The organism is Corynebacterium sp. 1103A (assembly GCF_055700955.1).
On the sequence record NZ_JASTTF010000004.1, the window covers coordinates 115,397 to 128,655 of the forward strand.

Here is a 13,259-nt window from a genome sequence, read left to right on the forward strand (position 1 = left end):
GGTTTTTACGAACCCTGGTGGAAGGTACGGGAGATGACGTCCAGCTGCTGTTCCTTGGTCAGCTTGACGAAGTTGACGGCGTAGCCGGAGACGCGAACGGTCAGGTTCGGGTACTTCTCCGGGTGCTCAACTGCGTCCTCCAGAGTGGACTTGTCCAGAACGTTGATGTTGGCGTGGTACAGGCCGGAGTCCATGTTGTGCTCTGCACGACGGGACTTCATTGCCTCGAGACGCTGATCGAAAGTCGGGGTTGCCATGATGATTTCTCCTTCTACGAGATTGGGTTTTGGGTGGTCTTACTTGTCCATGATGAAGCCGGCGTCCAGGACGCCCACCAGGTTGGTGATGCGCTCATCCGGGGTACGGCCCAGGCCAGACGGCGTGATGGTGTTGGTCAGCGAGATGCCGTCCAACGCATCCTTGTAGTCCAGCTTACCGACGGACAGCATGGATGCGACCATGCCGTGGCTGTCGGCGCCGTTCTCCGGGTTTGCGCCCGGCGCGAACGGGGTGCCGGCCTCGTGGCCTGACGGGAAGGCGCCAGTGGCCTTGCCGTAGACCACGTTCGAGGTGATGGTCAGCACCGACTGGGTCGGGATGGCATTACGGTACATCGGGATGGCCTTAATCTTTTCCATCACGGTGTGGACGATGGTTGCGGCGATGTCGTCGGCGCGGTCGTCGTCGTTGCCGTAGACCGGGAACTCGCCCTCGGTCTTGTAGTCCACAATCAGGCCGGACTCATCCCGGACCGGGGTGACCTTGGCGTACTTGATGGCGGACAGGGAGTCGGCGACAATCGACAGGCCGGCGATACCGCAGCCCATCGAGCGCACGATGTCGGAGTCGTGCAGGGCCATCTCGATGGCCTCGTAAGCGTACTTGTCGTGGCTGTAGTGGATGATGTTCAGGGCCTCGACGTAGGTGCCGACGACCCAGTCGAGCATCTCCTCGTACTTCTGCCAGACCTCATCGAAGTCCAGCGGCTCGTCGCCCTGGATGGCCTCGTAGCCTTCCACGACCTGCTTGCCGCTGACCTCGTCGCGGCCGCCGTTGATGGCGTACAGCAGGGCCTTGGCGGCGTTGACGCGGGCGCCGAAGAACTGCATCTGCTTGCCGACGCGCATCGGGGACACGCAGCACGCGATGGCGGCGTCGTCGCCCCACTGCTCACGAATCTGGCGGTCGGACTCGTACTGGATGGACGAGGTCTCAATCGAGATGTGGGCGCAGAACTTCTTGTAGCCTTCCGGCAACTTCGGGTCCCAGAAGATGGTGATGTTCGGCTCCGGGGACGGCCCCAGGTTAATGAGGGTCTGGAGCAGGCGGAAGGAGGTCTTGGTGACCAGCGGGCGACCGTCGTCGCCGAAGCCGGCGTCGGACCAGGTGGCCCAGTACGGGTCGCCGGAGAAGATCTGGTCGTAGTCCTCGGTGCGCAGGAAACGGACGATTCGCAGCTTCATGACCAGCGCGTCGATGATTTCCTGAGCGTCTTCCTCGGTGATGGTGCCGTTGGCCAGGTCGCGCTCGAAGTAGCAGTCGAAGAACGCGGACAGGCGGCCGATGGACATGGCGGCGCCGTCCTGGGACTTGATGGAGCCCAGGTAGCCGAAGTAGGTCCACTGCACAGCTTCCTGCGCGGTGGTAGCCGGGCCGGAGATGTCGAAGCCGTACTGCTCGGCCATGACCTTCAACTTCTTCAGAGCCTTAATCTGCTCGGAGTGCTCCTCGCGGAAGCGAGCCCAGTGCTCGGAGAAGCCGGCGTCGGCGACGGAATCGCGGGAAGCCTGCTTTTCCTCGATGAGGTAGTCAACACCGTAGAGGGCCACGCGGCGGTAGTCGCCAATGATGCGGCCGCGGCCGTAGGCGTCCGGCAGGCCCGTAATGATGTGGGAGGAACGGGCAGCGCGGATGCGCGGGGTGTAGATGTCGAAGACGCCGTCGTTGTGGGTCTTGCGGTAGCGGGTGAAGATCTTCTCGACCTCCGGGTCCACTTCCTTGCCCGCTTCTTTGATGGCCTGCTTGACCATGCGCCAGCCACCGAACGGCATCATGGCGCGCTTCAGCGGGGTATCGGTCTGCAGGCCGACGATGACGTTGTCATCCTCGGAAATGTAGCCGGCCGGGAAGGCGTCGATGTCGGACGGGGTGTGGGTGTCGACGTCGAAAACGCGCTGCTGGCGCTCGACGGACAGGTACTTGTCTTCCAGGTGCTGGAAGGTGCGCTTGGTCTTTTCGGTCGGGCCGGCCAGGAAGGACGAATCTCCTTCGTAGGGGGTGTAGTTGCGCTGGATGAAGTCGCGCACGTCGATGCCCTCAGTCCACGGACCGGTCTCAAACCCCTTCCAGGCATCAAACTTGAGGTCTTGGGTTGCGGTGGTCACTGTCGGTGACTCCCTTCTGTATCTATAAGTTCCCTTATACCTTGGGGCGCGCTCGCCATTCCCAATTCCCAATCCACCTTGTAACCTGTATATTTTCTCGGGTTTCGATGGTCTTGAGCTTCTCTAGCGGCAAGCCCCGTTGAGTCCCAGTGTAGGGGCTTGTTAGGTGGTTACTCCAACCCAGAAAGTGTGCAATGGCCCACAGGTCTGATGTCTGACTCTAGTGCGCTGCTCAGGCATTTTTAGTAAAACGTCTGTCCGGTTTAAGCTTCGGGCGCCGGCCGGAATTCTGGTCATAACCGGAACGTTTTGCTGCGGTTTTCCCGAAATCTGCGCCGCCCTTCTACGCTTGAGGGGTACGAATTAGACCCCTTTTTTTGCTTCGCCCCACACTGGAGGACTTCGTGGCTGCCCAAACTAGCACCCAGCCCAAGCGCACACACCCCGTCGACCAAGTTCCGGCCCCCGGCAAACTCGCCGCACTCGGCCTGCAGCACGTTCTCGCCTTCTACGCCGGGGCGGTCATCGTCCCGCTGCTGATCGCGGGCTCGCTCAACCTGGATACCGCCACCACCATCCACCTCATCAACGCGGATCTACTCACCTGCGGTATCGCGACCATCATCCAGTCGGTCGGCATCGGCAAGCACGTGGGCGTGCGGCTGCCCATCGTCCAGGGCGTGACCACCACCGCCGTCGCACCGATCATCGCCATCGGCCTGGGCGCGACCGACGGGCAGGGCGGTGTGGCCTCCCTGCCGGTCATCTACGGCTCCATCATCGTCGCGGGCCTGTTCACCTTCTTCATGGCGCCGCTGTTCGGCCGCTTCCTCCGCTACTTCCCGCCGGTGGTCACCGGCACCGTCCTGCTCGTGATGGGTACGTCCCTGCTGGCCGTCTCCGCCAACGACTTCACCAACTACGCCGAGGGCGCACCATTAGCCCGCGACCTCTGGTACGGCTTCGGCACTCTGGCCGTCATCGTCCTAGTCCAGCGCTTCTTCCGCGGCTTCCTGGGCACCCTGTCGGTGCTACTGGGCCTGGTGCTGGGCACGGGCGTGGCCCTCCTGTCCGGCGACGCGAGCTTCGCGGAAGTCGGCGAGGCCGATGCCTTCGGCATCACGACGCCGTTCTACTTCGGCATGCCGCAGTTCGACCTAGTCGCCATCTTCTCCCTGCTGATCGTCATGGTGATCACCATGGTGGAGACCACCGGCGACGTCTTCGCCACCGGCGAGATCGTCAAAAAGCGCATCCGCCGTGCCGACGTCCAGGCCGCGCTGCGCGCCGACGGCGTGTCCACCGTCATCGGCGGCGTGATGAACTCCTTCCCCTACACCTGCTTCGCCCAAAACGTCGGACTGGTCCGCCTGACCGGCGTGAAGTCCCGCTGGGTGGCCGTGGCCGCCGCCGGATTCATGATCGTTCTGGGCCTGCTGCCCAAGGCCGGCGCCATCGTCGCGGCGATCCCGGCGCCGGTGCTGGGTGGGGCATCGTTAGCGCTGTTCGCCAACGTCGCCTGGGTGGGTCTGCAGACCATCGCCAAGGCCGATATCAACGACGGGCGCAACGCCGTCATCGTGACCACCGCCCTGGGCCTGGCCATGCTCGTGACCTTCAAGCCGGACATCGCGGCGGTCTTCCCGGAGTGGTCGCAGACCTTCGTCTCCTCGGGCATGTCCATCGGCGCCATTACCGCCATCGGGCTGAACCTGCTGTTCTTCCACACGGGCCGCTCCCGCGGCGGGGACGTCGCCCGCACCGGCGGCACGGGCGTTTCCCTGGACGAGCTCAACGCCATGGACCGCGACGACTTCGTGGCGACCCTGCGCCCGCTGTTTAACAACGAGACCTGGCCGCTGGAGACCACCTGGGAGTCCCGCCCCTTCGACAACGTCGGGCAGCTGCGCGAGGCCATCCAGGTCGCCGTGCTTACCGCCGACGTCGAGCGGCGCGAACAGCTCATCCACGACTACCCCGCCATGGACGAGCTCCTGCTGGCCGACGACGAGGGCGCCGCGGCGATCTCCGCCGACCGCGGCTCCCTGGGCCTCGGCGAGCTCGACGACGTCCAGACCGAGCAGATCACCCAACTGGCCGCCGCCTACCGCGAGCGCTTCGGCATGCCGTTCGTGGCCTACCTGGACACCAACGACACCTTCGAGCGCGTCCTCGACGCCGGCGTGCGCCGCCTAGCCAACTCCGAGCCCCAAGAGCACCGCGTGGCGCTGAGCGAAATCGTCGAAATCGCCGGCGACCGCTTCGACATCCTGCTGGCTGACGCCAACCCCATCCGCTCGGCGTGGGACCGGAAATTCACCGAGGTGGAGTAGGGCGACACAAAAAATGCCGAGGTTCCTGCTGCGATGACCTCGGCATTTTTAGCCTGGTGCGCCCGGTGAGACTTGAACTCCTTTACGCCTTTTGTCGCCTCCCCGCTATTACCTGTGTTTTTGCTGGTTGTGGTGGTTTTTTGTGTTTTTCGCGTTAGGTATCTTTTGGGCACTTTTGGCTTATTTTTGACCCTTTTGTCGTGGAATTGTCGTGGGATTTGGCGTGGCGCCAATAACCCCCAATGTGCCATTAATCACTTTTTGTCCGTTTATCTGGACATGGCGGGGTTTATCGCGCATAATAGAAGTACAGGCACAGGGAAGAGGTCCCAGCCACCAGGTCAGAAAGGGCCACCATCATGAAGAAGATCACCGAAAAGCAACAGCGATTCATCGCCAGCCTCGCTCACCGCACCGGCGCCTACGCCGGCACCGACGGCCTCACGGTCGGCATGCGCGCCTACCCCAAGCTGGACCTGGAGGCCTGCTACACCGGCGAGGCTTCCTCCTGGATGGCGTCGAAGATTATCGAGCTGCTTCTCGGCCAGCCGGGCGCGGATACCCCGCCGAGCACGGAGCCGACCAGCCGCCAGCTGGGCTACATCCGCTCCCTGGCCGACAAGGCCGGCCGCGAGGTCGAACTAGACGGGCTTACCCGCAAGGAGGCCTCCGCGCTCATTGACGAGCTGAAGCCCCTAGCCTACGCAGCAGCCTAAGCCGCCGGCTTCCCACTAGCTTCCCACTCGACTTAACACTGTGGGAAGTTGGCGGGAAGTTAAGCGGGAAGATATATAAACCACACAAAATACACAGCCATACATAAGACTGGAGACCACAATGACCATCATCATCAGCGCCGAGAAGAACGGCTACATCAACGAGGCTCAGGGCGAGACTTTGGAGGAGCTGCGCAAGCAGCTTATCGACGAGGCCCTGGACGCTGGCAAAATCATGGACGACTGGGCCGACCAGGTGCAGGCGGTCTACCCGCCGGATGAATCCGAACTCGACGAGAACGAGCAGCCCGCCACCCCGCGACCCCTGACCGAAGACCTGCTGGACGCCCTAGCCTGCAAAGTCTGGGACGTGCCCGCCGTGGCCTGGCAAACCAGCCATGACATGCCCCAGCCGAGTACTCGCGGCCAGCTGCAAGCCACTCAACACTACCTAGGCCTGTCGCTCACTGACATGGCGGTCAAGCTCAACGTCACCGAGCGGACGATCCGCAGGTGGATCGCTGGCACCTCCCCCATCCCCGGCGGCGTCGCCCTAGAACTCCGGCAACTGGTAGACCAGTTCGAGGCGGATGTCGACGAAATCACCGCCCAGGCAGACCGGCCCGCCTCCATCACCGTCTACCCGGAGGAGTACGACGAGCAGCAGCTACCCTTCCGCCCACTAGGCTGGGAGCGGCGAGTTCTCCAGGAGGCCATGATTCGCGATGGGGTGGAACTCCTCCTGGAAGACGAAGTCTAGGCATGAAAAAAGACCCCCACCACGCGGGCGGGGGTCAACGTTACTCTGTGTCCGGGTAGGTACTTATTTTCCACTCCGGGTAGGTCATCATCGGTGGGGGCGGCAGGGTGATGTTCTTCTCCACTGCCCAGAACTGCAGCTTGCGCCAGTACGCTGCGACATAAAGCTGGTATTCGTGATGAATCTTGTCTTTCTCCCGCAGCTCACCAACCTCGTTATCGAGGCGTTGAATCGTCTTCTCTAACCGGTCGAGGCGGCGGGCATCGCTAGCCTCGTCGGCGGCGATGGCGTCCTGCTTATGTTTATTGAGCGCCTTGCTGGCGGCACCAATGATGCCGCCGTAGTTTTCTGCCGCCTTGGAGAATAGTCCGCTCACGAAGGCGAGGATGATAGCGACGGAAAGAAAGAAGCCCAGCGGGCTCTTAGAGCCGGATAAGAACGTAAGTATTTCGTCAATCTGCACTATGCTCCTTCCGGTTCTCGGTGACCGCCATGCGGACACTGAGTGCCCATGCGATGACCCCCCAGATAAACGCGGCGGACAGATAAAGGGTGAGATAGCGCCAGTCATCCACCGTGTCGTTTAGGTAAACGTCGTCAACGACCATAAGGGCGAAGGCGACGTAGATCGCCGCTGATAGCGTTGCTCCTCCCCTCGTAATTCGGTCCCTCCCAATGACGAGACCAGTAGCGGTAATCGCCGCGGCGAGGATACAGGCTAGGCCCCATGCGAAGGGCGGGCCGATGCTATCAATCTCGAATATGCCGATCCCTGAGCGAGTGTCACCGAATAGGTAGTCCAAGCCCCGTGACGTCATTTGGAGCGCTAGCGCGGCGATGATGAGTCGAAGGGTGCGGGTCATGACTACTCCCCCGCAGTGGTGGGGCCGCTGTAGACCGGTAGGGTGGCGGGGGTTTCTGCTGCTTCGCGGCGTTCCGCTTGGCCTGCTAGGCGTGAGGCCATGGACGGGGTGACTCCATCGACGGTGAGGCGGTTGGTCAGGGTGGTGACGAAGAATCCAATACCGCCCACGAGGATGATTGTCCATTCTGGCGCGTCGGCAAGATACACAGGCAGCATGCCAGCTACCCACGCGACGGCCTGCAAGATGAGCATGATGGTGCCCTTATACCGCCGCCACCATGGCTGTTCCTGGAGTTCCACCGCGACAGCTTCTGCCACGTGCTCCGACACGGTCGTGATAATCGGGTTCTTGTAATGCTTACCCATTATTTCTTCCTCCGCTTCAGTTCGTCTAGGTCTGCTTGAATCTGTGCGAGCTGGTAGCGGATGCTAGCCACCGCATCGACGAGGGTGAGATTCTGGCCCTTGTCGTTCTGCCCCAGCTGAGGCCAACCCTTGCCGCCGGGGCCGCGTAGTTGCCGCCAAACTTCCTGTAGGGCGTCGATTTGGGGACCGAAATAGCCGGTAATGAAGTCGGTGAAGTATTTGGGGGTCAGCACATTCTGCTCCTTCGGTTTCGGCTTCTGCGCCGCCGGTGGTGTGGTTTTCTTCGCCCCACCGGTGGGGTTGTCGTACCACCACTGGGCGCGCCGCATGTAGGTGGTGTGGTCCTCGCCGCCGACGTCCAGCTGGTGGGGGCAGGAGGTGGAGGTGAACTGTGAGTGGGGAAAGATGTTTCGGCCCCACTGCGGTCGGCCGAGCTTGTACGCGTGGCAGAGGGCGGCGACGAGGTGGGCGCCTTCTTCGATGGTCTTGTCGGAGATTTGCCAGCGCGGCGGGCCGGAAATGTTCGCGTGCTCGATACCAATCGAGCGGGCGTTAATATCAGCGTTTGCCGCGTGCCAAGCAGTGTCCCAGTCGTTGACGAGCTGGCCGATAGTCCCGTCCGCCTCCACCTGGTAATGAGCGCTGGCCTCGCGGCTGTTATTCCATAGGTCACGCACCTGTTCAGACGACCATCGGTTTGCCGCGTTATGGTGAATGATAATCCGGTCAATCGGCCGGGCGCGCCCCTTCGTGAAACGATGTCCACCAACCAGCGCGTACTTATCAGGTTCTAGAGTCTCCCAGTCCTTCATGCTTTGACCTCCTGGAATAGCGAGTGGGCGGCGTCTGGGGCCCAGTCTTCTTGTGAGGTGTGGCCCTGGATTACGCGGTATCGGCGGCCCTCGTGAAGGAGTTCTTCGCCGGCGAGGTAGGCCACGCCAGGCCGCCAGGTGGGCAGGGTGGCCTCCCCGTCTTCGGCGGTGTCCTCGCCGCCCTCGGCGGGGGTGTCGTCGGTCGGGGTGATGTCCTCCCAGATACGGCCGTCGAGCGACAGTGTGTTTGGTTCCCAGTGGTTGAGGCCCTTGTGCGTCGAGCGAACAATCCGCCCCTCGTAACGCACAATATCGCCTTCGCGGTACATAGCAGAATGATCGATGCCCGGATTCACCCATTCTGGCACGTCGCTGACGTCCTCGGGCAGCGCCTCCGCGTCAGTCAGCGCATCAGGCATCGTGAGCTTCCCTTCGTCCTGCAACACCTTGACCACTTCAGCCTGCGCCTGCTCCACTACGGGCTGCGCCTCCCGCCGGGGCTGCTCCTCCCCGTACATCCAGCGCATGAGGTTAGCAAACTCCGCGTTGTCGAGGGCTTGGATTTGCTGCTTAATCGTATCCATAGTCGTGTCCTTCCTGGGCTCTTCCGCCCATGAAAATAGCCCCCAACCAGGCGCGGTCAAGGGGGCTAGAAATCTAGTTTTGTATTTGTAGGCTGGTGATTTCCCCTCCACCACCCCAGCGGGAGACCTCCACACCCTCCATGTAATATCCAGGTGGCAGGCGCAGCGTCTGGGAGGGATCAGTGCCGTAGAAAAAGACGCCTCCACCATTTACCCCGGTGGTGCGCCAGTCTGACAGCCGCTCCCGATACCGCTGGCCCTGGGCGGTGAACACGCGGGGCATAAAAAGTCCCACCTGTGCGGCGCCGTCCACAGCCGCGGTGAAGATAACCGGCCCATACAGGCGCGGGGTGTGCACCGTCACCACCTCGTCACCGATGGTGATAGGCGACCCGACCAACTCGTAGGTGCGGGCGGCCCCGTTACGAATCAGTTTAAGCGGCATAGTCAACCGCCTCACCTGCTAGGCGGCCCGCCAAATACCCAGTCCCCACCCGTAGGTAAAGCCCTGCTTCGTGACCACCCCCGCCTGGTTGATAGCTAAGCGCGGGGTGAATTTGTCGGTCATTTCGGCAGATATCGGGATATACGTCTGCCTCGCGGGGGCGAATCCCTTGGGGAGCGTAATATCGTCCTCGATCGACCCCAAAACTCGGAATTCGACCCATGGGCCGGTTTTTGTAGCTTCCCAACCTTGACCAGAGATTGTGGTCGACAAATCGACTTTTCTTAGCGGCATTTAGCACCGCCCGCTGAGACTGGTGTGTGTGTGTGTGTGTGTGTCGTGTTACTGGTCATTGTTTTCACTCCCAAATGTAGACATTTCCCGTATCGAGCACGTGCACGTAGTCGCCTTTCCGCAGGCCAGACAGGGTCTGCGCCTCCGACTCACTCCGCACCGTGATGGAATTGTAGGGGGAGGAGGCCAAGCGGGCGTTAAGCTCTTTCTGAGACACCTCGCCAGGTTCTCCCTTGGGGCCGGTGAGGGACGGGCTGGTTTTCCCGTTGACGGTGAGCTTGTCACCAGACCAGCTTGTGGACTCCGCGATACGCCCAGCACGGTCAGCATCAGCCTTAGCGCTCGCGGCACTACCCGCCGCCTGTGACGCCGACTCAGCCGACCGGTTGGCATCCCGTTGCGCCGCCGACCTGGAGTCCAGCGCTTCCCTGGAATACATTGCCGCGTTATCCACCGCCGTGGTCGCGGCCTGCGCAGACTCCTCAGCCCGCGCCGCCGACGACGACGCACCACTAGCTGACTTGTCCGCTGCTGTAGCTGACGTGGCCGCATCCTGCGCCTGCTGGCGGGCCTGCGCCACCGACGCCACAACCTCAGCGCGGATAGCGTCAGCCTGCGACGGGGAAAAATCAGACCACGACTCATCCCCCAAACGGACAGCCTCAGCAATCGTGGACATGCCCTCCTGCACCAGGAGGGGCACGTGCTCTTGCGGGCCAGTAGCGTGCACGACGACGAGGTAGGCAGGGCCGGGCTCAATGTTCACCTCAAACTCGCCGTTTTTCACCTCCACCCGCCTGGTCTCCGGCACCACCACACGCGTACCAGCCACACGGCCCCGCGGGGCACGCACCCACACCTCACTAGCCGTCGACGGCTCAGCCGTCACATCCACTAAAACACCCTGCAAAACAGGCATAATCAGTCATCTCCTACACAATCCACGAAATATTCACACTGCCGCCGTCCACCTGGCGCTGATACTCGCCAGAGTGATCGCACATGGCCTCGACGGCGATTTCCACGCCTGCCTCCAGCTCCTGCTCCACCGCTAGGGTCATCGTGCGGCGCCCATCACCTGCCGGGCCCAGCGGGCCGATAGAATCACGGGAAATACTCCCCAACTGGGTTGACCCACTCTTCCCGTAGGCCATGATTCGGATTGCGTACAACGCCCCCCTGTGGGCGTTCAACCACGCCAAGTCCAAGTTAATCGCGTAGGGCGACGCGACCGGAGTAGTAAAACGACTGACCAGCGCGGTGAACGACTGGCCCGCAGTCTGAGACGTAATAGGAATCTCCCGGGCCCTCATCCGGCCATCGTCCACGCGGTAGTGAACCACGACACCGGATGGACGCTTGTCGTTTGTGAGTTCGAATCGGCGCTGAGTACCAATCTCGATTGGAATGCTGCCAGGGACAGTCCTCGCGGAGTCACCGTACCCGTCCGTGTAGCTGAAGTTCACTACTCCGCGGCCAACCCACGACCCGTCAACCACAAGAAAGTATTTATAATACCCGCCAACATACTCTCTCTCGATAGAAAACATCCCATCACCCGGGGCGCCGACCTGCCAAACCGAGCCAGACACCGCCGCCAACTGCGACCGCAGACTATCCAGCTGGCGGGTCATCGACTCAATCAACTCCGCCTGGTCCTGCGCCGACGAATCCACCGCATCATTAATCTGAACCTGCGACTGCTCAAACGCGTCCCGGGCGTCATTGATTTCTTCTTGCTGCTGGTTGACACGCTGCTGCTGTCCCCACAGCCTCGTGTTCAAATCAAGATAAGCAGGCAAAAGCCCCGGCTTCGGATCCTCCCCCTGCGCCTTCAGCTGCTCATTCAGCGCCCCCAGCTGCTCCACAAGCGTCTTCCCCGACGCGCCGGGACCCCCTAGCGTATCCCGCAGGTCCTGCACACCCTCCGCAGCCCCATCAGCCGTAGACTGAGCAGAATCAGCCGTCGACTGAGCACGCGACGCAGCAGCAGCAGCCTGCGAAGTCTTCGTTTCCAAACCAGCCAACTCACGACGGTCACTAACCACCGCGTTATAAATATCAGCGTTCTCCGCCAGCCGGGCTTCAGAATCGGACAGCAGCTGCCCGCCAACATCTACCGACCAGTCATTATCCGAATGGTCTGTGCGCTTCGGCTCAATCCGGGTTACTACCAGCGGCACCACACGCCCCCAGATTTCCACGTTGACAATATCCCCCACGTGGAAATCCACCATCGGTACCCACGGGCCAAGACCCGCCTTAGATATATCCGACTCAAGGAAGAAATCACCGGACACGCGCTTCGCAGCCTCGTCCAGAACACGTTCCACATCCGACGCCGGAACCATGTCCTCACCCTGGGCTGTGACATTCACATCCGCCCTAACGAATCGGCGGAACATGCCACCCACACGCCGTTTACTACCGAGGCTAGAGACGTAGGCCAGCTCATTACCCGCCGCGCTAACCTCATACACGTCCTCAAGGTCAACACCTTCAGGAAGTTTCAGGCCATACTTGCCAAAAGCCGTAGACGCGAGCGAGCGCAGAACAGTGACCTGCGCCGAATCAGCAATAAGATACGGTGTTGTCATCAGCCCACCTCCTTCACTGTCAGCACAATCATCGCGTGCTCAAACTCCCGGTATCCCAACGTGCGAGACGATTTACCCTCACTCGGCGTAATATCCACATCCCCAGGACTCATACTCGACGTAGCCTGAGACCAGCACCGAACCGGCGCATCACCCGGCCACCAGATATAAGCCCCCAGAATCACACCAGCATTCTCCGCCTGGCCGGACACCGTCTCCCACAAGAAGCCGTCGCGGGCCTCAATGCTGATTTCCTCCGATGTGTCTTCCTCCGGCACTTCCACCACGTGGTAAGGGTCATCCACCCACCTCACACCATCAGGGTCAGATTGGGTGCGCATCGCCGCGTCCAGGGACTCCTGCGCCAGGCGACGAATGACAAACGCGGCCGGCCCGTTCTTCCACACGAACATCGCGTTCGTTGCAAGCTCCACCCGGGCCATGAGCCGCTTCTTCTTATACTCGAGCCCGGACTCATCCGTCCCCACCTCGTAGGGGTCCGCTTTCCACCACGCAGCCGGCCACGACACCGCCGGAATCGTGTGCCACACATCCATGCAATTCAGCGCGTGGATCGTAATCTCAGACGGTATACCATCGTTATCCTCATCGTTCGCGGTGGCGTGCACGATTGCCCCGCCGCGGCGCACCACACGCCCACCAGCGCCGGGGAACGCGGCCAAAAGCATGTAGTCACCCTCTGCGGTAGGAAGCTGCCCCGATGGGTCGAACTTGCCCAAAGCGTCCATCACCAGAAGCTCTGCTGCACGGTTCACGCCCCCATCAGGCTCACGAGCGGGAAACTTTACTTGTAGGTCTGCCGAGTCCATCCACTGGTCTGGCGTATCCGGCTCCGACGGCATCGGCAATGTAAACAGCGGAGTACCGTCCGCATCCCCAATTCCGTACCAGCGGCCCTGGGTTTTTATGGTGTAGTCAACGGTCTTTTTCCACGATGCCCAATCAGCCATGCTCACACCTCATAAAATTCAGTTAGTCAAAAAGGGAAGGCGGGACCACACCTCCAATTTGTTTAAGGTCCCTTTTTTGGGTTTAGCTCCATGGGTCAGCAACCCCGAGCGTCCATTCAAGCTGCGCTCCTG

At 61.4% G+C, this 13,259-nt stretch carries 12 protein-coding genes and 1 pseudogene; 3 read left to right on the forward strand and 10 right to left on the reverse strand.

Annotated features, from left to right (window positions below):
• Positions 1–5 precede the first annotated feature (5 nt).
• Positions 6–2,384 (reverse strand): annotated as a pseudogene (gene pflB, locus QQS52_RS04670) (formate C-acetyltransferase).
• Between the two features lie 404 nt (positions 2,385–2,788).
• On the opposite strand from pflB, the gene QQS52_RS04675 reads away from it, so the two are divergent.
• The 3 genes from QQS52_RS04675 to QQS52_RS04685 all read left to right on the forward strand — a co-directional run bounded on the left by QQS52_RS04675 (position 2,789) and on the right by QQS52_RS04685 (position 6,193).
• Positions 2,789–4,717: a solute carrier family 23 protein gene (locus QQS52_RS04675; protein WP_472772872.1), complete on the forward strand. Its 1,929-nt coding sequence runs from the start codon at positions 2,789–2,791 to the stop codon at positions 4,715–4,717.
• 359 nt (positions 4,718–5,076) lie between these two features.
• Positions 5,077–5,433: a hypothetical protein gene (locus tag QQS52_RS04680; RefSeq protein WP_472772789.1), complete on the forward strand. Its 357-nt coding sequence runs from the start codon at positions 5,077–5,079 to the stop codon at positions 5,431–5,433.
• 121 nt (positions 5,434–5,554) lie between these two features.
• On the forward strand, positions 5,555–6,193 hold the full coding sequence (locus QQS52_RS04685; RefSeq protein ID WP_472772790.1) for a helix-turn-helix domain-containing protein: 639 nt from the start codon (positions 5,555–5,557) through the stop codon (positions 6,191–6,193).
• Positions 6,194–6,233: 40 nt separating this feature from the next.
• Here the strand turns inward: QQS52_RS04685 and QQS52_RS04690 are convergent, their stop codons facing one another.
• The 9 genes from QQS52_RS04690 to QQS52_RS04730 form a co-directional block, all read right to left on the reverse strand.
• Positions 6,234–6,656, reverse strand: coding sequence for a hypothetical protein (locus tag QQS52_RS04690; RefSeq protein WP_472772791.1), 423 nt, complete (start codon positions 6,654–6,656; stop codon positions 6,234–6,236).
• Positions 6,646–7,056, reverse strand: coding sequence for a hypothetical protein (locus QQS52_RS04695; protein ID WP_472772792.1), 411 nt, complete (start codon positions 7,054–7,056; stop codon positions 6,646–6,648). Before QQS52_RS04695 ends, QQS52_RS04690 begins: the two co-directional genes overlap by 11 nt.
• Before the next feature lie 2 nt (positions 7,057–7,058).
• Positions 7,059–7,424, reverse strand: coding sequence for a hypothetical protein (locus QQS52_RS04700; protein ID WP_472772793.1), 366 nt, complete (start codon positions 7,422–7,424; stop codon positions 7,059–7,061).
• Positions 7,424–8,236 (reverse strand): peptidoglycan recognition protein family protein, encoded by an 813-nt coding sequence (locus tag QQS52_RS04705; protein ID WP_472772794.1) that lies wholly within the window; start codon positions 8,234–8,236, stop codon positions 7,424–7,426. Before QQS52_RS04705 ends, QQS52_RS04700 begins: the two co-directional genes overlap by 1 nt.
• Positions 8,233–8,820, reverse strand: a complete 588-nt coding sequence (locus QQS52_RS04710; protein ID WP_472772795.1) for a carbohydrate-binding protein — start codon at positions 8,818–8,820, stop codon at positions 8,233–8,235. The genes QQS52_RS04705 and QQS52_RS04710 overlap by 4 nt, the downstream gene beginning before the upstream one ends.
• 73 nt (positions 8,821–8,893) lie before the next feature.
• Positions 8,894–9,265 (reverse strand): hypothetical protein, encoded by a 372-nt coding sequence (locus QQS52_RS04715; RefSeq protein ID WP_472772796.1) that lies wholly within the window; start codon positions 9,263–9,265, stop codon positions 8,894–8,896.
• 358 nt (positions 9,266–9,623) lie between these two features.
• Complete coding sequence (locus QQS52_RS04720; protein ID WP_472772797.1) at positions 9,624–10,391, reverse strand: hypothetical protein; 768 nt, start codon at positions 10,389–10,391, stop codon at positions 9,624–9,626.
• A gap of 100 nt (positions 10,392–10,491) precedes the next feature.
• Positions 10,492–12,156, reverse strand: coding sequence for a hypothetical protein (locus tag QQS52_RS04725; RefSeq protein ID WP_472772798.1), 1,665 nt, complete (start codon positions 12,154–12,156; stop codon positions 10,492–10,494).
• Positions 12,156–13,127, reverse strand: coding sequence for a hypothetical protein (locus QQS52_RS04730; RefSeq protein ID WP_472772799.1), 972 nt, complete (start codon positions 13,125–13,127; stop codon positions 12,156–12,158). Before QQS52_RS04730 ends, QQS52_RS04725 begins: the two co-directional genes overlap by 1 nt.
• Positions 13,128–13,259: the final 132 nt, after the last annotated feature.

Excerpts from the sequence above, each read along its gene's own strand:
- QQS52_RS04715 (WP_472772796.1), bottom strand. The coding sequence starts at position 9,265 with ATGCCGCTTAAACTGATTCGTAACGGGGCCGCCCGCACCTACGAGTTG.
- QQS52_RS04730 (WP_472772799.1), bottom strand. The coding sequence starts at position 13,127 with ATGGCTGATTGGGCATCGTGGAAAAAGACCGTTGACTACACCATAAAA.
- QQS52_RS04705 (WP_472772794.1), bottom strand. The coding sequence starts at position 8,236 with ATGAAGGACTGGGAGACTCTAGAACCTGATAAGTACGCGCTGGTTGGT.
- QQS52_RS04725 (WP_472772798.1), bottom strand. The coding sequence starts at position 12,156 with ATGACAACACCGTATCTTATTGCTGATTCGGCGCAGGTCACTGTTCTG.
- QQS52_RS04680 (WP_472772789.1), top strand. The coding sequence starts at position 5,077 with ATGAAGAAGATCACCGAAAAGCAACAGCGATTCATCGCCAGCCTCGCT.
- QQS52_RS04695 (WP_472772792.1), bottom strand. The coding sequence starts at position 7,056 with ATGACCCGCACCCTTCGACTCATCATCGCCGCGCTAGCGCTCCAAATG.
- QQS52_RS04685 (WP_472772790.1), top strand. The coding sequence starts at position 5,555 with ATGACCATCATCATCAGCGCCGAGAAGAACGGCTACATCAACGAGGCT.
- QQS52_RS04710 (WP_472772795.1), bottom strand. The coding sequence starts at position 8,820 with ATGGATACGATTAAGCAGCAAATCCAAGCCCTCGACAACGCGGAGTTT.
- QQS52_RS04700 (WP_472772793.1), bottom strand. The coding sequence starts at position 7,424 with ATGGGTAAGCATTACAAGAACCCGATTATCACGACCGTGTCGGAGCAC.